Origin of the sequence: Burkholderia sp. AU6039 (assembly GCF_002223365.1) — a bacterium.
Classification (GTDB): domain Bacteria; phylum Pseudomonadota; class Gammaproteobacteria; order Burkholderiales; family Burkholderiaceae; genus Burkholderia.
The window spans coordinates 1232050-1248412 of record NZ_NKFK01000005.1; the positions used below are offsets into that span (position 1 = coordinate 1232050).

The window sequence follows — 16363 nt, forward strand, 5'->3', positions numbered from 1 at the left end:
ACCGACATGCCGCTTTCCCTTTCCCCCGTCATCGCCGGCGCGCCGTTCGACATCGGCGTGCGCCTCGGCGAGCTCGCCCGCCCCGTGTTCGACGAATACATGCAGCAGAGCAGCGCGTGGCAGGCCGTGCGTCGCTGGCGCGGCCATCCGTTCGTCGCCGCGCTGCGGCAGGCTGCGCTGGCCGCGTATCCGGATCTCGTCGCGGAGCTGGACGGGATCGCGGCCGGTGTCGGCTGGCCGGCCGAGGACATCTTCTTGTGGAACTGCCGCGGCGAGCTGATCCATAACGCGCCGGACGGCTGCACGACGCTTGCCGCGCGCGACGCGGACGGCACGCGCTGGATCGCGCACAACGAGGACGGCGATCCGTACCTGCGCGAGCGCTGCCTGCTCGTCGACGTGCAGCCGACGGGCAAGCCGGGCTTCATCAGCTTCTACTACCCCGGTTCGCTGCCGGGCCATACCTTTGCGGCGAACCGCGCGGGTATCGCGCAGGCGATCAACAACCTGCGGATCCGCACGCCGGCAGCGGGCGTGCCGCGCATGATCCTCGCGCGCGCCGTGCTCGATGCGACGTCGCTCGACGCGGCGGCCGACGTGCTGCGCGGCCATGCGCGTGCAAGCGGCTTTCATCACACGCTGGGCGCGACCGGCGATGCGCGGCTGCTGAGCATCGAGGCAAGCGTCGCGCGCTGTTCGGTGATCGACGTCGCGCGGCTCGCGGGGCATGCGAACCATCTCGTGCATCCCGGCTGCGACGCGGAAGCGCAGATCGTCACGCAATCGTCGGCCGACCGCCAGCGCCGCGTCGATGCGCTCGCGCCCGCCATCGACGCGATCGACGAAGCCGCGCTGCTGCGCGTGCTCGGCGATCGTGCGCCGCAAGGGCTGCCGATCTACCGCGACGATCCGGCCGACCCCGACGACGAGAACACGCTGGCCACGGCCGTGTTCGCGATCGGCGCGGCATCGATCGATTTCACCCTTCACCAACACGGCACGCAGCGTTTCGCGACGCGCATCGTGCCGTCCGGACGCGCGCACGACGCGTCCTGATCCATGAGGCAACGCATGACGACCGTTTTCCATCGCGCTCCGCGCGCCACCTTGCCCGTTGCCGTCGCAGGCGACGGCATCGAGATCATCGATTCGACCGGCAAACGCTATATCGACGCGTGCGGCGGCGCGGCCGTTTCGTGTCTCGGCCACAGCAACCAGCGCGTGATCGATGCGATCAAGCGGCAGGCGCAGCAACTGGCGTACGCGCATACGTCGTTCTTCACAACCGACGTGGCCGAGGAACTGGCCGACCGGCTCGTCGACGCCGCGCCGGCCGGCCTCGAACACGTGTATTTCGTGTCGGGCGGCTCCGAGGCGGTCGAGGCCGCGCTGAAGCTCGCACGCCAGTATTTCGTCGAGAAGGGCGAGCCGCAGCGCCGCCATTTCATCGCGCGACGCCAGAGCTATCACGGCAACACGCTCGGCGCGCTCGCGATCGGCGGCAATGCGTGGCGGCGCGAGCCGTTCCTGCCGCTGCTGATCGAGGCGCACCACGTGAGCCCGTGTTACGCGTACCGCGACCAGCAGGCGGGTGAAACCGACGAAGCGTATGCGCAACGCCTCGCGGACGAACTCGAGCAAAAGATCGTCGAACTCGGCGCGGAAAACGTCGCGGCGTTCGTCGCGGAGACGGTGGTGGGCGCAACGGCCGGCGCGGTGCCGCCGGTGCGCACGTACCTGAAGAAGATTCGCGCGGTGTGCGACAAGTACGGCGTACTGCTGATCCTCGACGAGATCATGTCGGGGATGGGCCGCACCGGCTACCTGTACGCGTGCGATGAAGACGGCGTCGCGCCCGACCTGCTGACGATCGCGAAAGGGCTCGGCGCGGGCTACCAGCCGATCGGCGCGACGCTCGTCAGCGACCGCATCTACCGGACGATCGTCGACGGCTCGGGCTTCTTCCAGCACGGCCACACGTACCTCGGCCACGCAACCGCATGCGCGGCCGCGCTCGAAGTGCAGCGCGTGATCGCCGAGGAGAAGCTGCTCGACAACGTGAAGGCGCGCGGCGAGCAACTGCGCGCATCGTTGCGCGAGCATTACGGCGTACATCCGCATGTCGGCGACGTGCGCGGCCGCGGGCTGTTCGTCGGCGTCGAGCTCGTGCGCGATCGCGACAGCAAGGCGACGTTCGATCCGGCGCTGAAGCTGCATGCGGCGGTCAAGCGTGAAGCGATGCAGCGCGGCCTGATGGTGTATCCGATGGGCGGGACGATCGACGGCGTGCACGGCGACCACATCCTGGTCGCGCCGCCGTTCATTTGCACCGCGCGGCAGATCGATACGATTGTCGAGCGGCTGTCGGGCGCGATCGGCGCGGCGCTCGCGTCGGCCGGCGCGTGACCGCATTTGTCGAACCTTGTCAGGAGTTCGCCATGACCAACAGATTGCCTCCGTTCGATCCCGCATCGGCCACCGATGAACAGAAGGCCGTGCTGGCCGACATTCTCAGCGGCCCGCGCGGCAACCTGAACGGGCCGTTTCTCGGCTGGATCGCGAGCCCCGAGCTGGCGCAACATGCGCAGAAGCTCGGCGCGTTCTGCCGCTATCGCACGGGCCTGCCGCTGCGCCTGTCGGAACTCGCGATTCTCGTGACGGCCGCGCGCTGGCGCTCGCAGGCCGAGTGGCACATCCATTATCCGATCGCACTCGACGCGGGCGTGCCGGCCGCGACGGCCGACGCGATCCGGCGCGGCGTCGCGCCCGCATTCGAGTCGGACGACGATGCGCTGATCCATGCGTTCGCGAGCGAGCTGTACGACACGCGGCGCGTGAGCGACGCGACGTTCGCACGCGCGCAAGCGCGCTTCGGCCACGAAACCGTCGTCAATCTCGTTGCATTGCTCGGCTACTACGCGCTCGTCGCGATGACGCTGAACACGTTCGGCATGCGCGCGCAAGGGCAGACCGAATTGCCGTTTCCGGAGTGATGGCCGTGCGTTGATCGTGCCGGAACGACGGAGGCGATACGTCTGACGAACGGTTTGCCAAACGTGTTCCGGCACAATGCAACCAAATGTATTCGTGCGGGATCGACGGCCGATCGCCGGGTATGATGGCTTGTTCACGTCGATATGAGCGGTGAGCAAGCATGACGAGTACCCGCAAGACCTTGATGATCGCCGGTGGGCTCCTGGTAGCCGCGGCCGGCACTGCCTACGTGATGCTCCTGCGTGCGGATCACCGCGCGATCGAGGATGCCGGCATCGGCGATTCGGCCGCGCCCGTTGCCGCGGCGCCCGCGGGCAACGATCACGCGGTGCAGGGCACCATCGCGCCGCCGGCCCCGGCTGCCGCGATCGCACCGAAACAGGCGGCTGTCGCGCCGCCCCCCGCACCGGCGCCTGCTGCGCCGGCCGCCACCGCGCGCGTCGACGCGGCGCCTGCCGTGCCGGTTGTCAGCGACAAACCGCAGCCGGTGACGAAGCCGAGCGCGCCGCAGCCGAAGGTCAACGTCGTGACCGTCGATGCGCAGGATTCGACCCCGCCTTCGCCGCCGCCGGCCGCCAAACCCGTGCAGCAGGCCGCACCGGCACCTGCCCCCGCGCAGGTCACGCAACGTGCGCCGCGCAAGCGCGACGGCCTCGAACGCCACGTGGCCGCAGCCCCCTCCGCAACGAAATCCGAAACGCCGGAGACGGCCGCGCTCGTCAGGGAATCGGCGAAGCTCGACCCGTCGTTGCCGCCGCCGTCGATGTCGTCGGTGTCGTCGATGCCGGCGAGCACCGGTTCGTACCGGCAGGGCGGTTCGTCGTCCGGCGCGAATCCGGTGGCGGCCGCGATGACCGAGCAACTGGTCAGGCAGTCGAGCAGTTTCAAGTCGACGGCGCCTGCGCCAGCGGACGGCAGCCCGACCGCGACCAAGTAACCGTCATCGCATCCGGAATAAAAAGGACCCCGCATGCCGACCAAAGCATGCGGGGCCAAGAGAGACAAACTGTTGTGCCGACGGGCTGACGCGCGTTACGCGGCGACTGCTTCCTCGGCCTGCGGCTGCGCCGCGGCAACCGGTGCAACGTCCTGACGGATCAGGTGGTCGAACGCGCCGAGCGATGCCTTCGCGCCTTCACCGACCGCGATCACGATCTGCTTGAACGGCACCGTCGTCACGTCGCCGGCCGCGAACACGCCCGGTACCGACGTCGCGCCGCGCGCATCGACGACGATCTCGCCGTGCTTCGACAGTTCGACCGTGCCCTTCAGCCATTCGGTGTTCGGCACGAGGCCGATCTGCACGAACACGCCTTCCAGATCGATGCGCTGCGTGTCGCCCGAGCGCAGATCCTTGTAGACGAGCCCGTTCAGCTTGCTGCCGTCGCCGGTCAGCTCGGTCGTTTGCGCCTGCGTGACGATCGTCACGTTCGGCAGGCTGCGCAGCTTGCGCTGCAGCACTTCGTCCGCGCGCAGTTGCGCGCCGTATTCGATCAGCGTGACTTCCTTCACGATGCCGGCGAGGTCGATCGCGGCCTCGACGCCTGAGTTGCCGCCGCCGACCACCGCGACGCGCTTGCCCTTGAACAGCGGGCCGTCGCAGTGCGGGCAGTACGCGACACCGCGGTTGCGGTATTCGCGCTCGCCCGGCACGTTGATTTCACGCCAGCGCGCGCCGGTCGCGAGGACGATCGTCTTCGCCTTCAGCACCGCGCCGTTCGCGAGGCGGATCTGGTGCACGTCGCCCGGAATCAGCGCATCGGCGCGCTGCACGTCCATGATGTCGACGTCGTACTGCTTCACGTGCTGTTCGAGCGCGGTCGCGAACTTCGGCCCTTCGGTTTCCTGCACCGACACGAAGTTCTCGATCGCCATCGTGTCGAGCACCTGGCCGCCGAAACGCTCGGCCACGACACCCGTCGCAATGCCCTTGCGCGCCGAGTAGATCGCGGCCGCCGCGCCTGCCGGGCCGCCGCCGACGATCAGCGTATCGAACACCGGCTTGGTCTCGAGCGACTTCGCGGCCCGTGCGCTGGCGCCCGTATCGAGCTTCGCGAGGATTTCCTTCACGCTGCTGCGGCCCTGGCCGAACGAGGCGCCGTTCAGGAACATCGTCGGCACGGCCATGATCTGGCGCGACTCGACTTCGCCCTGGAACAGCGCGCCGTCGATCGCGACGTGACGGATGCGCGGGTTGATCAGCGACATCACGTTCAGCGCCTGCACGACTTCCGGGCAGTTCTGGCACGACAGCGAGAAATACGTCTCGAACGCGTAGTCGCCGTCGAGCGCGCGGATCTGTTCGATCACGCCGTCGTCGAGCTTGATCGGATGGCCGCCCGTCTGCAGCAGCGCGAGCACGAGCGACGTGAATTCATGGCCCATCGGGATGCCGGCGAAGCGGATGCCGGCCGGCTTGCCGGGCTCGCCGATCGAGAACGACGGCTTGCGCTCGGCGTCGTCGCGGCGTTCGGTCACGCTCACGCAATCCGTCAGCGACGCAATCTCGTTCAGCAGCGCCAGCAGTTCCTGCGATTTCGCGCTGTCGTCGAGCGAGGCGACGAGTTCGATCGGGCGCGTGATCTTTTCGAGGTACGCTTTGAGTTGATTCTTGAGATTGGCGTCGAGCATGGCGTTTCGTATTCCGTATTAATGATTCTGGTCGGGCACGTCGTGCCGGAGGAGGGCGCGGGCCGCATGCCGCGGCGGCCCGTCATCGGGAGGCTCGCGCGCCTCGTGCGAGGCGCGCGGCGCGATCGTCAGATCTTGCCGATCAGGTCGAGCGACGGGGTCAGCGTTTCCGCACCCGGCGTCCACTTGGCCGGGCACACTTCACCCGGGTGCGCCGCGATGTATTGCGCCGCCTGCACCTTGCGCAGCAGTTCGCCTGCGTCACGGCCGATGCCGTTGTCGTGGATTTCGCACAGCTTGATCTCGCCTTCCGGGTTGATCACGAACGTGCCGCGCAGGGCCATCCCTTCTTCCTCGATCAGCACGTCGAAGTTGCGCGACAGCGTGAGCGTCGGGTCGCCGATCATCGGGTACTTGATCTTGCCGATCGTGTCCGACGTGTCGTGCCATGCCTTGTGCGTGAAGTGCGTGTCGGTCGACACGCCGTAGATTTCGACACCCAGCTTCTGGAATTCCGCGTAACGGTCGGCGAGGTCGCCCAGCTCGGTCGGGCAGACGAACGTGAAGTCGGCCGGGTAGAACACGACGACGGACCACTTGCCCTTGAAGTTCTCTTCCGAGACGGGCACGAAATCGCCGTTGTGGTATGCGGTTGCCTTGAACGGCTTGATTTGGGTGTTGATGATCGGCATCTGGACAATTCCTTTTCGTCAGTGGTGAGTGGAGTGTTGCCAGTATCCGGGTTCACCCTGAGCTTGTGAAATTGCTTGTTTCAATCCGGGGCATCAGGAATTTCTATCTGCTTCCGGCCCTTGATTGGGTGGGGTGTGCGGGGCGGTGCTTTTTGAGCGTTGGACGGGGGAGATCCCCCGTCCGATTTGGGCGACATTGAGGGGCGGTGTGATGTGCCGGCGATTATCCGGTGCCTTCCGGACGGTGGAGGAATCGTCGAGTGCGGTCGGATGGGGGCGCGGCGGGGAGAGGGCGCGCAACCGCGCCCATCGATTCAGATCTGGTATGGCACGCGAACGCCGGGTTCGGTGGCTGGGAAGTCTTTTGTGTTGCGCGAAACGAGCAACAGCCCGTTCACTTGTGCCGATGCCCAGACGATCGCGTCGGGCAGGCGTATGCGGCGTTCCTGGCGAATGGTCACGGCACGATTGGCAACTGCTTCGTCGAGCGCGATGACATCGAACGACGACAGCCAAGCGCGCATCGCGGCTTCATTATGTGAGGACGTGCCGACCAGAACCTCCATCCACGAGATCGCGCTGATCGCTCGATAGTCATAGCGGCCGAGTTCCGTGCGGGCGGATTCCACGCCGCCCAGATAATCGATCAGGATGTTGGTGTCGAAGAGAGCTTTTACCATTCTGAGCGCAGTTCTTCCTGATAAGCGAGCCCATCGACGGTGCGATCTTTCCAGAGACCGAAGACGTCGTCCGCGAGCGGACGCTTGTGCAGGGCGATGTAGGCATCGATCGCGTCGCGGATGATGGCGGCGCGGGGACGACGCTCAGTCTCGACGATGGCGGCCAACTCGTCGAGTTGGCTGTTCGACAGATCAACCAGAATCCGGCTCATGGCATCCTCCGATATGCGATATGTATATCATATATGTACCGTTGAGGTCGCGCAAGGCTCGGGTGGGGTGAGGCGGTAAGGCGCCCCGCTCAAATCCCCGCCATCTTCCTCAGCCACTCCGCCAGCCGCCTGGCCCCGTCCGGCATGTCCGCGTCCTCGCGCGTGCACAGGTAGTAATCCCGGCCGTCGTCGAGCACGTGATCGAACAGCTTCACGAGCTCGCCATTCGCCAGCTCGCGCTCGACCAGCGGTGCGCGCAGCAAGGCCGCGCCGAGATCCGCGCGCGCGGCGCTCAGCGTGAGCTGGCCGTCCTCGAACATCGGCCCGACCGCATGCGACACGTGCTTGACGCCCGCGCCCTGCAGCCAGTTGACCCACGTGCTGCGATCCTCGTCGTGCACGAGCGGGGCGCGCGCGAGATCGGCCGGCGTGCGGAACGGCCCGTGGCGCTTCAGGAATGACGGGCTGCACATCGGCACCATCGCGCCCGGCAGCAGCCGTTCGCAGCGGTAGCCGGGCCAGTCGCCGGTGCCGAAGCGGATCGACAGGTCCGATGCATCGCTGCGGTAGTTGCGGTGATGCGCGTACAGCACCGTCACGTCGACGTCCGTGTTGTCGGCCAGGAACGCGTGCAACCGCGGAATGAACCAGCCGATTCCGAGCAGCGGAATCAGGCTGACGGTGATTTGCCGCAGCGACGAGCGGTCGCGCACGAAGCGCGTCGCGCTGCGCAGCACCGAGAACGCGGCGCTGATCGAGCGGTAGTAGTCGCGGCCTTCGTCGGTGAGCGCGAGCAGCCGACCCTCGCGCACGGTCAGCGGCGTCTGGATGAATGCTTCGAGCAGCTGCAGCTGATGGCTGACCGCCGACGGCGTGATGTCGAGTTCGCCCGCCGCCGCGGTGACCGACCCGAGGCGCGCGAATGCTTCGAACGCACGCACCGCGCGCAGCGGCGGATCGTGCGGCAATTGTTCGATATTTTTCATGTGTCGAATTTTATCGAAAAGTCAGGGTAAGCGACAGCATGAAAATACCCTGTAGTTACAGTGATGTAGGTTAATGTGTCGGGAACGGCATAAGCATCCAACAATTGGGTATTTGGGGTTTGGGTGCTGAATATTTAATATTTTTCATGTTTTGATTCGATCCGCTGATCCCCCACACATGAAAATCGCCTTTCTTCACGCCAGCCTCGCATTCTCGGCGGCCGCCCTGGTCGCCTCCGTTCCCGCGTTCGCACAATCCGCGCCGCAGACCGTCCTGATCGGTCTCGCCGCGCCGCTCACCGGCCCGTCCGCGCGGATCGGCAAGGATCTGCAGAACGGCGCGCAACTCGCGATCGACGACGCGAACGCGAAGCATCCGACCATCGGCGGCAAGCCGGTCGTCTACAAGCTCGTCGCGGCCGATGATCAATCCGATCCGCGCACGGCCGTCGCGGTTGCGCAGCAGCTCGTCGACCAGCACGTGATCGGCGTCGTCGGCCACTGGAACACGGGCTGCAGCGTGCCGGCGTCGCGCGTCTACCGCGATGCGGGCATCCCGGAGATCGCGCCGGCGTCCACCGGCCATCAATACACGCAGCAGGGTTACACGACGGCCTTCCGCATCATGGGTCACGACGACGCGGGCGGCAATTTCACCGGCGCGTATGCGGTGAAGACGCTGAAGGCGAAGCGCATCGCGGTGATCGACGACCGCACGTCGTTCGGCTCGGGCCTGGCCGACCAGTTCATCAAGGGCGTGCAGGCGAACGGCGGCACGATCGTCGATCGCCAGTACGTGAACGACAAGACGACCGACTTCAGCGGCGTGCTGACCGCGATCAAGGGCAAGCGCGCGGATCTCGTGTTCTTCGGCGGCCTCGATGCGCAGGCCGCGCCGATCTCGCGCCGGATGCGCCAGCTCGGCGTGAACGCGCCGCTGCTGGGCGCGGGCGGCTTCGTGAGCCAGACCTTCCTGTCGCTGGCCGGCAAGGACGGCGACGGCGTGACCGCGCTTGAACCGGGCCTGCCGCTCGACCGGATGCCGGGCGGCAAGGCGTTCGATACGCAATACCAGACGCGCTTCCGCGCGCCGATCGAGCTGCATGCGCCGTTCGCGTACGACGCGGCCGCCACGCTGATCGCGGCCGCGCAGAAGGCCGGCACGACGCAGCCGGCGAAACTGGTCGCGGCGGTGCGTGCGATCGACCGGCCCGGCGTGACGGGGCGGATCGCGTTCGACAACGAAGGCAACCTGAAGGACCCGGCCTTCACGATCTACCAGGTGCGCGGCGGCAAGTGGACCGTCGTCGACGTCCTCGGTGGCTCGCGCACCGCGACCAAGTAAGCGACCCATCGCGACACAGCACGACACAGCCGACACAGCGATAAGACAACCAAGACGATCCCCATGACCGAAGCCACCCAGACATCCGCCGCCGCACCCGAGGACACGCGCCTCGGGATCCTCGCGCGGCGCCGCATCGAAGCGGAAATCATCAAGCCGATCTACGAGATCATGAAGCGCGAGTTCGGCGCCGAGCGCGCGCAGGCCGTGATCGCGGAAGCCGTGCGCGGCGCGGCAGTGGACGCCGGCCGCACGTTCGCCGCGCAGGAACCGGATGGCACGAGCGTGAAGTCGTTCATCGCGCTGCAGGTGCTGTGGGAGAAGGACGATGCGCTCGACGTCGAGGTGCGGCGTGCGGACGACGCGCATTACGACTACGACGTGCATCGCTGCAGCTACGCGGAGATGTATCACGCGATGGGGCTCGGCGAGATCGGGCACCTGCTGAGCTGCGCGCGCGACAGCTATTTCATCCAGGGCTATGCGCCGGACATCGCGCTCACGCGGACGAGCACGATCATGCAGGGCGGCAAGCGCTGCGATTTCCGTTACGCGCGGCAAGCGGCGCCGGAGAACGGCGATGCGTGACGACAACACGATTGCCGAAAGCGTGAGCGCGCCGCGCGTCGACGGCGACCGCCTGTGGGCGTCGCTCGACCGGATGGCGCAGATCGGCGCGACGCCGAAGGGCGGCGTCTGCCGCCTCGCACTGACCGATCTCGATCGCGAGTCGCGCGACCTGTTCGTGCAATGGGCGCAAGACGCCGGCTGCACGGTGCGCGTGGACCGGATGGGCAACGTGTTCGCGCGCCGCGCGGGGCGCAACCCCGAGGCCGCGCCCGTCATGACCGGCTCGCACGCCGATTCGCAGCCGACGGGCGGCCGCTACGACGGCATCTACGGCGTGCTCGGCGGGCTCGAGGTCGTGCGCGCGCTGAACGACGCGGGCATCGAGACCGAACGCCCGATCGACGTCGTGATCTGGACCAACGAGGAAGGCTCGCGCTTCGCGCCGGCGATGGTGTCGGCCGGCGTGTTCTCGGGCGTCTATACACTCGAATACGGGCTGTCGCGCACCGATGGCGCAGGCCGGACGATCGGCGAGGAACTGGCGCGGATCGGCTACGCGGGCGCCGAGCCCGTCGGCGGCTATCCGGTGCATGCGGCGTACGAGCTGCATATCGAACAGGGCGCGATTCTCGAACGGGCCGGCAAGACGATCGGCGTCGTCACGGCCGGGCAGGGGCAGCGCTGGTACGAGGTGACGCTCACCGGTGTCGACGCACATGCGGGCACGACGCCGATGGAATTCCGCCGCGACGCGCTGGTCGGCGCCGCGCGGATGATCTCGTTCGTCGAAGTGCTCGGCCGCCGTTACGCGCCGTACGCGCGCGCAACGGTCGGGATGATCGAGGCGCGGCCGAACTCGCGTAATACCGTGCCGGGCGGCTGCTTCTTCACGGTCGAATTCCGTCATCCCGAAGACGCGGTGCTCGACGAGCTCGACGCGGCGCTGCGCGCGGAACTTGCACGGGTGGCCGACGAAACGGGCCTCGGTGCGCAGATCGAGCAGATCTTCACGTATGCGCCGATCCCGTTCGCGCCGCGCTGCATCGACGCGGTGCGTGAGGCGGCGCAGGCGCTCGGGCTGTCGCACATGGATATCGTGTCGGGCGCCGGTCATGACGCGTGCTATGTCGCGCGCGTCGCGCCGACGGGGATGATCTTCGTGCCGTGCGTCGACGGGCTGAGCCACAACGAAGCCGAAGCGATTACGCCCGAGTGGGCGGCGGCGGGCGCCGACGTGCTGTTGCGTGCGGTGCTGCGGAGCGCGCAGGAAGCCTGAATCCGAGTGTGACGGCGACGGTCCGGCGGGAGGGTGCCCTCCAGGCCGGGCCGCGTCGCTTTCCACCTGACCACGCGGACGTGCGGTTCGCGTCAGCCCACCGTCGATTGCCGATCGATATACCGCCGCATCACATGGAACGCCGTATCGGTGCGCCCCGGCATCGTGATCGTCGCGTCATCGGCCGTGAACCCGAGCTTTTCATAGAACCGGTACGCGGTCTCGCGTGCCGTGCACCACACGAGCGCGGCCCCACGCGCTTGCGCGTGCCGCACGCAAACCTGCACCAGCACGCGCCCGAAGCCCAAGCCGCGCACGGCAGGGTGGACAGCCATCCCGCGCAGCCGCCATGCCGGTCGCGCAGGATCGTCTTCGCGCACCTCCTCGCAGAGCGACGCAACGGCGACGATGCCCGACGCGTCGCGTACGCCGACGTGCAGCGTCGTCGGCGCAAGGTCGCCGGCCAGCGCGCTCGCATCCAGATCGCCATTCAGCAGGATCATCGCGCGCAGCGGGTGCGTCTGCGCGGCATCGATCGGTGCGATGGTGAACAGCGTATCGCCTGACGTCATCAACGTTCCTCGAGTCATTCGATTCAGCCGCGCGTTACCGAGCGGCCTTGCGCCGCGCCATATAAGCGAGATACGCGACGATCTGGTCGAGCTCGCGGTCGCTCAGCTGGTCGGGCGGAAACGCGGGCATGCTGCGGCCCGGCCAGTCGCGCACCGACGCCGGGTTGCGGATATAGCGGCGCAGCGCGGCCGGCTGGAAGTAGTCGACCGGGTTCATCGGCGTGTTCAGGTCGGGGCCGGTATGGCTGCTGCCCGCGCCGTCGAGGCGGTGGCACGCGAGGCATTGCGTGACGAACAGGTGCTGGCCCGCGCGAGCCGGATCGTTCGCGGGCAGCGCGGCATCGACGGCGAGCGACGGCCAGCGCGCGAGCGGCGACGACTCGATCGTGACGCGCACGATCTGGTACGGCCACTGCTCGCCGCGCACCGACGACGCGTCCGGCCCGAGCCAGACCAGGTAGAACGGCCCGGCGCTGACCGGCTTGCCAGGCAGCTTCGGCCACGGATGCGCCGGATCCTCGATCGCGAGCCACGGAACGGCGCCGGCCGGCGTGCGGCGGCGCACGAGATCCAGCGGCAGTTGCGCGGCGAAGCCGTCGGCGGCACGGGTTTCGAGCACGCCGTCGGCCGGCAGCTTGTCGCCGAGCAGCGCGGCGAACGGCACCGCGCGGAACGTCATCGGCCGGCCGTACGCGATGTCGCGCGGCACGTGGATGTCGGCGGCATCGGGGCGCGCGAGCAGCGTCTGCCGGGTGAGGGCGCGGGCCGTGCCGTCGGTCTCGAGTTCGAGCGCGGACTGGGCCGACGCGCGTTGTCCGATCAGGCAAACCGTCAGCAGCAAAAGCGAAAACCACCGGCGCTTCAGCATTCGTTCTCCGGGAAAGGGCGTTCCGGCGGCGACAGGAGGCGGACGCCGCGGCCGATGGAAGGAATCGGGCGACAGTCTATCCGGTACGCGCGGCGCTGGCGACTGCGGCGCGGGAAGGGGGCGGGCGGTCATGATCGGACAGGCTGGCGGCCGCGCGCCTGGCGGTCGGGTCGTGAGAGGGAAGGATGCGGCATCACGCGGCGTGGATTGAGCCCGAAGGAGCGGAAGGAGCGGAAGACGCGGAAGAGGCGGAAGAGGCGGAAGAGGCGGAAGAGGCGGAAGAGGCGGAAGAGGCGGAAGAGGCGGAAGAGGCGGAAGAGGCGGAAGAGGCGGAAGAGGCGGAAGAGGCGGAAGAGGCGGAAGAGGCCCGGCCCGGGGTGAGAGCATGCCGGCCCGCCGCGTCCACGGCGATCGCGCTACAGAGCCACTGTCAATGACTCGAACAAGGCACTTCGCGCTTCGGCAACGGCGTTTCGTGCGCCGGTTCGAAATCGGCTTCGCGCGTGCCCGACGGCGTCAGCGACACGAAATGCATCGCGGTGCCGCTCCCCGGGAAGCCGGCGATACCGGTCAAACCCCACGGAATCGGCGAACGCTGCGCGCCGCTCACCGAAATGTCCGCCGGCCCGAGCGCCAGCGTCAGCAGCCGCCCGTCGCGGCTCGGTACGTACGCATGCGTGCCCGACACCCCGATGCCGGATTCGCGCACCGACGCCGGCAGGCAGTCGAGCGTCGCCGTGCGGCGGCCGTCCGGCGCGATCAGCATCGCGACGCCGCGATCGTCCGCCGTCGTCGTGACGACGATGAAGCGGTCGATCTCCGGCACGTAAGCCGACGAATACACGTAGTACTGGATCGCGTCGTTCAGCGTCCCCAGCTTGTCCAGCTTCGCCGTGACCGGGTCGAACATCGCGTATTCGAGCGTCGCGTCCGTGCTGCCCTCGATGTATTTCTGCCACACGAGCAGCGCGGTGTGCGGCGAGCCCGCGACGATGGGCCACCACTCGCGGCGGCGCGGCGCGACCGCGACATGGTTCAGCACGCGCCCGGCCGCGTCGTAGGTTTTCACGTACACGCCGTTGCCGGTGCCGAGGTTGTCGACGCCGCCGCCGTCGATCCAGTCGGCGGAATAGAACACGACGAAGCGGTCGGCCGCCGTGGCGACATGCCCCGAGTGGCCGCCCGATTCGACGTCGTTCGGATAGGGCTTGATCGGCTTCAGGTCGCGGCGGTAGACGCCGTAGCGCTGGCTGACTTCCTGCGGCGCGTTCCAGCCGTCCTCGAACGTGACGAAGATGTCGCCGCGCGCGTTCTGCGCGATCGACACGGGCTCCTGCGCCTCGGGGCGGCTGATGAACGGGCGGACGTGCAGCAGGTTCGGCTTGCCGGGCAACCATTCGCCGACGTACACGTCATGCGGCCAGCTGCCGCCGCGCATCGCGCCGCGCGGCACGACACCTGAGCTGCTGAAGAACACCCAGCGCTTGCCGTTGCCGGCGTCGGCCACGCCGATGCCGTGCATGAAGCTGCGCGGATCGACGGCCGGGCGAGATGAAGGGGCGCCCTGCACGGTGACCGTATGCACGACCGGCGTGGCGGCGAAGGCGGGCGGCATCGCCGTGACGATGCCGCATGCGCCGCACAGCGCGGCCGCGACGCACTGCGCGACCGCCTGTGCCGGGCGCGTTCGACCCTTCATTCGACGGTTACCGATTTCGCGAGGTTGCGCGGCTTGTCGACGTCGGCGCCGCGCGCGCAGCCGACGTGATAGGCGAGCAGTTGCAGCGGAATCACGTTGACGATCGGCGACAGCACGTCGCCCGATTCGCGCACGCGGATCAGGTGCGTGTCGCGGTCGGCGTCGATCCCGAGCTGGTCGCCGGCCAGCACGTAGAGCCGTCCGCCGCGCGCGCGTACCTCGGCCATGTTGGATTTCAGCTTCTGGAACAGGCGGTCGTCCGGCGCGATCGTGACGACCGGCATCGCGCTCGTGACGAGCGCGAGCGGACCGTGCTTCAGTTCGCCGGCCGCATAGCCTTCCGCGTGGATGTACGACACCTCCTTGAGCTTCAGCGCCCCTTCCATCGCGATCGGGAAATGAATGCCGCGCCCGAGGAACAGCGCGTTCTCGGTGCGTGCGAACTTCGTGGCCCAGCCCATGATCTGCGTTTCGAGCGCGAGGGCGTGGCCGATGCGCTCGGGCAGCGCATGCAACTGCTTCAGGTGCAGCGCGACCTGCTTCGCGTCGAGCCGGCCGCGCAGCTGCGCGAGCGTCAACGTCAGCACGAACAGCGCGACGAGCTGCGTCGTGAACGCCTTGGTCGACGCGACGCCGAGCTCGATGCCGGCCCGCGTCAGGAACCGCAGCGGCGCGTTGCGCGCGATCGTGCTGGTCGCCACGTTGCAGATCGCCATCGACAGTTCCTGGCCCATGTCGCGCGCCTGCTCGATCGCGCCGATCGTGTCGGCCGTCTCGCCCGATTGCGAAATGCCGACGACGAGCGTGCGCGGATCGGCCACCGTCTCGCGGTAGCGGAATTCGCTGGCGATCTCGACCTGGGCGGGCACGCCCGCGATGGCCTCCAGCCAGTACTTCGCGGTCAGCCCCGCGTAGTAGCTGGTGCCGCAGCCGAGCAGCAGCACGTTCCTCACTCGCGACAGCAGCGCGCGCGTGCCGTCGGTCGCGTCGAACAACGCCGGCGAAATCGTGTCGATGCCGTCGAGCGTGCTGGCGATCGCCTTCGGCTGCTCGAAGATCTCCTTCTGCATGAAATGCTGGTACGGGCCGAGCGCGGCGTCGCCTTCGCGCGCCTTCACATGGCACAGCGGGCGCTGGGCCTCGTGCCCGCCCGAGTCGACCACGGCGATCCGGTCCGGCGTGATCAGCGCGACGTCGCCGTCTTCCAGGTAGACGAAGCGGTCGGTCAGGTCGCCGAGCGCCGCGCAGTCCGACGCGAGGTAGTTCTGCTCGGCGCCGATGCCGATCACGAGCGGCGAGCCGGCGCGCGCGGCGACGAGGCGCTGCGGCTCTTTCGCGCTCAGCACCGCGATCGCGTACGCGCCGTGCAGCCGCTTGACGGCGCGCACGACCGCATCGAACAGGTCGTCGCGATAGAGGCTGTGGATCAGGTGCGCGATCACCTCGGTGTCGGTCTGGCCGCGAAACGTGTAGCCGCGCTCCCGCAGCTCCACGCGCAGCGCGTCGTGGTTCTCGATGATGCCGTTGTGCACGACCGCGATCGTGTCGCCCGACATGATCGGATGCGCGTTCATTTCGGATGGTGCGCCGTGGGTTGCCCAGCGCGTATGCGCGATGCAGGTCTGCGCTTCGAGACCCAGCGTCAGCACGCGGGCCTGCAGGTCGGTCACGCGCCGCAACGTGCGTTCGCTGCGCAGGCGGCCTTCATCCTGTACGGCGATGCCGCACGAATCGTAGCCGCGATACTCGAGCCTGCTCAGCGCATTGACCAGTTGCGGCACTTGATTGTTCAGGCCGCTTGCTCCGACGATTCCGCACATGTTTCACCTCGTCCACAA

The 16363-nt window shown here is 67.9% G+C and carries 17 protein-coding genes; 8 read left to right on the forward strand and 9 right to left on the reverse strand.

All coding sequences use genetic code 11. The features are described from left to right. Nucleotides 1–6 precede the first annotated feature (6 nt). From CFB39_RS23340 to CFB39_RS23355, 4 genes are all read left to right on the forward strand, one after another. Nucleotides 7–1056 (forward strand): C45 family peptidase, encoded by a 1050-nt coding sequence (locus CFB39_RS23340; RefSeq protein ID WP_089474612.1) that lies wholly within the window; start codon nt 7–9, stop codon nt 1054–1056. Nucleotides 1057–1071: 15 nt separating this feature from the next. Next, entirely contained in the window at nt 1072–2406 is a 1335-nt protein-coding gene (locus tag CFB39_RS23345) for an aspartate aminotransferase family protein (protein WP_089474613.1), read from the forward strand. A 32-nt stretch (nt 2407–2438) separates the two neighbouring features. Continuing rightward, nucleotides 2439–2993 (forward strand): carboxymuconolactone decarboxylase family protein, encoded by a 555-nt coding sequence (locus tag CFB39_RS23350; RefSeq protein WP_089442812.1) that lies wholly within the window; start codon nt 2439–2441, stop codon nt 2991–2993. Between the two features lie 161 nt (nt 2994–3154). Beyond that, entirely contained in the window at nt 3155–3931 is a 777-nt protein-coding gene (locus CFB39_RS23355) for an extensin (RefSeq protein ID WP_089474614.1), read from the forward strand. A gap of 95 nt (nt 3932–4026) precedes the next feature. Here the strand turns inward: CFB39_RS23355 and ahpF are convergent, their stop codons facing one another. The 5 genes from ahpF to CFB39_RS23380 form a co-directional block, all read right to left on the reverse strand. Next, nucleotides 4027–5625, reverse strand: a complete 1599-nt coding sequence (gene ahpF, locus CFB39_RS23360) for an alkyl hydroperoxide reductase subunit F (protein ID WP_089474615.1) — start codon at nt 5623–5625, stop codon at nt 4027–4029. A 128-nt stretch (nt 5626–5753) separates the two neighbouring features. After that, nucleotides 5754–6317 (reverse strand): alkyl hydroperoxide reductase subunit C, encoded by a 564-nt coding sequence (gene ahpC, locus CFB39_RS23365; protein ID WP_006488685.1) that lies wholly within the window; start codon nt 6315–6317, stop codon nt 5754–5756. A 314-nt stretch (nt 6318–6631) separates the two neighbouring features. Beyond that, nucleotides 6632–6997 carry a type II toxin-antitoxin system VapC family toxin gene (locus CFB39_RS23370; protein ID WP_089474616.1) on the reverse strand — a complete coding sequence of 122 codons (366 nt, stop codon included), beginning with the start codon at nt 6995–6997 and terminating at the stop codon, nt 6632–6634. Next, nucleotides 6991–7209, reverse strand: coding sequence for a ribbon-helix-helix protein, CopG family (locus CFB39_RS23375; protein ID WP_089474617.1), 219 nt, complete (start codon nt 7207–7209; stop codon nt 6991–6993). The genes CFB39_RS23370 and CFB39_RS23375 overlap by 7 nt, the downstream gene beginning before the upstream one ends. 89 nt (nt 7210–7298) lie before the next feature. After that, nucleotides 7299–8195 carry a LysR substrate-binding domain-containing protein gene (locus CFB39_RS23380; RefSeq protein ID WP_089474618.1) on the reverse strand — a complete coding sequence of 299 codons (897 nt, stop codon included), beginning with the start codon at nt 8193–8195 and terminating at the stop codon, nt 7299–7301. 178 nt (nt 8196–8373) lie between these two features. Between CFB39_RS23380 and CFB39_RS23385 the strand changes: the two genes are divergently transcribed. The 3 genes from CFB39_RS23385 (at nt 8374) to CFB39_RS23395 (ending at nt 11386) form a co-directional block, all read left to right on the forward strand. Continuing rightward, the gene (locus tag CFB39_RS23385; protein WP_089474619.1) at nt 8374–9540 is read left to right on the forward strand and encodes a branched-chain amino acid ABC transporter substrate-binding protein; all 1167 of its coding nucleotides are present in this window, start codon (nt 8374–8376) and stop codon (nt 9538–9540) included. Nucleotides 9541–9603: 63 nt separating this feature from the next. Next, nucleotides 9604–10128: an L-2-amino-thiazoline-4-carboxylic acid hydrolase gene (locus tag CFB39_RS23390; RefSeq protein WP_089474620.1), complete on the forward strand. Its 525-nt coding sequence runs from the start codon at nt 9604–9606 to the stop codon at nt 10126–10128. Next, the gene (locus CFB39_RS23395; RefSeq protein ID WP_089474621.1) at nt 10121–11386 is read left to right on the forward strand and encodes a Zn-dependent hydrolase; all 1266 of its coding nucleotides are present in this window, start codon (nt 10121–10123) and stop codon (nt 11384–11386) included. The genes CFB39_RS23390 and CFB39_RS23395 overlap by 8 nt, the downstream gene beginning before the upstream one ends. Nucleotides 11387–11478: 92 nt before the next feature. On the opposite strand, the gene CFB39_RS23400 is transcribed toward CFB39_RS23395, so the two are convergent. Together CFB39_RS23400 and CFB39_RS23405 are read right to left on the reverse strand one after the other, a co-directional pair. Continuing rightward, nucleotides 11479–11958, reverse strand: coding sequence for a GNAT family N-acetyltransferase (locus tag CFB39_RS23400; RefSeq protein ID WP_089474622.1), 480 nt, complete (start codon nt 11956–11958; stop codon nt 11479–11481). 34 nt (nt 11959–11992) lie between these two features. Continuing rightward, nucleotides 11993–12826: a cytochrome c gene (locus tag CFB39_RS23405; RefSeq protein ID WP_089474623.1), complete on the reverse strand. Its 834-nt coding sequence runs from the start codon at nt 12824–12826 to the stop codon at nt 11993–11995. Between the two features lie 185 nt (nt 12827–13011). Here CFB39_RS23405 and CFB39_RS39620 point away from each other — a divergent pair, with 185 nt between their 5' ends. Further along, nucleotides 13012–13263, forward strand: coding sequence for a hypothetical protein (locus CFB39_RS39620; protein ID WP_144030307.1), 252 nt, complete (start codon nt 13012–13014; stop codon nt 13261–13263). Here the strand turns inward: CFB39_RS39620 and CFB39_RS23415 are convergent. Both CFB39_RS23415 and glmS read right to left on the reverse strand, forming a co-directional pair. Then, nucleotides 13257–14525, reverse strand: a complete 1269-nt coding sequence (locus tag CFB39_RS23415) for a hypothetical protein (RefSeq protein WP_089474625.1) — start codon at nt 14523–14525, stop codon at nt 13257–13259. The two genes, CFB39_RS39620 and CFB39_RS23415, sit on opposite strands and share 7 nt — an antisense overlap. Then, nucleotides 14522–16345, reverse strand: a complete 1824-nt coding sequence (gene glmS / locus CFB39_RS23420) for a glutamine--fructose-6-phosphate transaminase (isomerizing) (RefSeq protein WP_089427764.1) — start codon at nt 16343–16345, stop codon at nt 14522–14524. Before glmS ends, CFB39_RS23415 begins: the two co-directional genes overlap by 4 nt. Between the last annotated feature and the right edge of the window lie 18 nt (nt 16346–16363).

What these genes read in the sequence shown, in the direction of transcription:
- CFB39_RS23340 (WP_089474612.1), top strand. Translation starts at nt 7, where the DNA reads ATGCCGCTTTCCCTTTCCCCCGTCATCGCCGGCGCGCCGTTCGACATC.
- CFB39_RS23345 (WP_089474613.1), top strand. Translation starts at nt 1,072, where the DNA reads ATGACGACCGTTTTCCATCGCGCTCCGCGCGCCACCTTGCCCGTTGCC.
- CFB39_RS23350 (WP_089442812.1), top strand. Translation starts at nt 2,439, where the DNA reads ATGACCAACAGATTGCCTCCGTTCGATCCCGCATCGGCCACCGATGAA.
- CFB39_RS23355 (WP_089474614.1), top strand. Translation starts at nt 3,155, where the DNA reads ATGACGAGTACCCGCAAGACCTTGATGATCGCCGGTGGGCTCCTGGTA.
- ahpF (WP_089474615.1), bottom strand. Translation starts at nt 5,625, where the DNA reads ATGCTCGACGCCAATCTCAAGAATCAACTCAAAGCGTACCTCGAAAAG.
- ahpC (WP_006488685.1), bottom strand. Translation starts at nt 6,317, where the DNA reads ATGCCGATCATCAACACCCAAATCAAGCCGTTCAAGGCAACCGCATAC.
- CFB39_RS23370 (WP_089474616.1), bottom strand. Translation starts at nt 6,997, where the DNA reads ATGGTAAAAGCTCTCTTCGACACCAACATCCTGATCGATTATCTGGGC.
- CFB39_RS23375 (WP_089474617.1), bottom strand. Translation starts at nt 7,209, where the DNA reads ATGAGCCGGATTCTGGTTGATCTGTCGAACAGCCAACTCGACGAGTTG.
- CFB39_RS23380 (WP_089474618.1), bottom strand. Translation starts at nt 8,195, where the DNA reads ATGAAAAATATCGAACAATTGCCGCACGATCCGCCGCTGCGCGCGGTG.
- CFB39_RS23385 (WP_089474619.1), top strand. Translation starts at nt 8,374, where the DNA reads ATGAAAATCGCCTTTCTTCACGCCAGCCTCGCATTCTCGGCGGCCGCC.
- CFB39_RS23390 (WP_089474620.1), top strand. Translation starts at nt 9,604, where the DNA reads ATGACCGAAGCCACCCAGACATCCGCCGCCGCACCCGAGGACACGCGC.
- CFB39_RS23395 (WP_089474621.1), top strand. Translation starts at nt 10,121, where the DNA reads ATGCGTGACGACAACACGATTGCCGAAAGCGTGAGCGCGCCGCGCGTC.
- CFB39_RS23400 (WP_089474622.1), bottom strand. Translation starts at nt 11,958, where the DNA reads ATGACGTCAGGCGATACGCTGTTCACCATCGCACCGATCGATGCCGCG.
- CFB39_RS23405 (WP_089474623.1), bottom strand. Translation starts at nt 12,826, where the DNA reads ATGCTGAAGCGCCGGTGGTTTTCGCTTTTGCTGCTGACGGTTTGCCTG.
- CFB39_RS39620 (WP_144030307.1), top strand. Translation starts at nt 13,012, where the DNA reads ATGCGGCATCACGCGGCGTGGATTGAGCCCGAAGGAGCGGAAGGAGCG.
- CFB39_RS23415 (WP_089474625.1), bottom strand. Translation starts at nt 14,525, where the DNA reads ATGAAGGGTCGAACGCGCCCGGCACAGGCGGTCGCGCAGTGCGTCGCG.
- glmS (WP_089427764.1), bottom strand. Translation starts at nt 16,345, where the DNA reads ATGTGCGGAATCGTCGGAGCAAGCGGCCTGAACAATCAAGTGCCGCAA.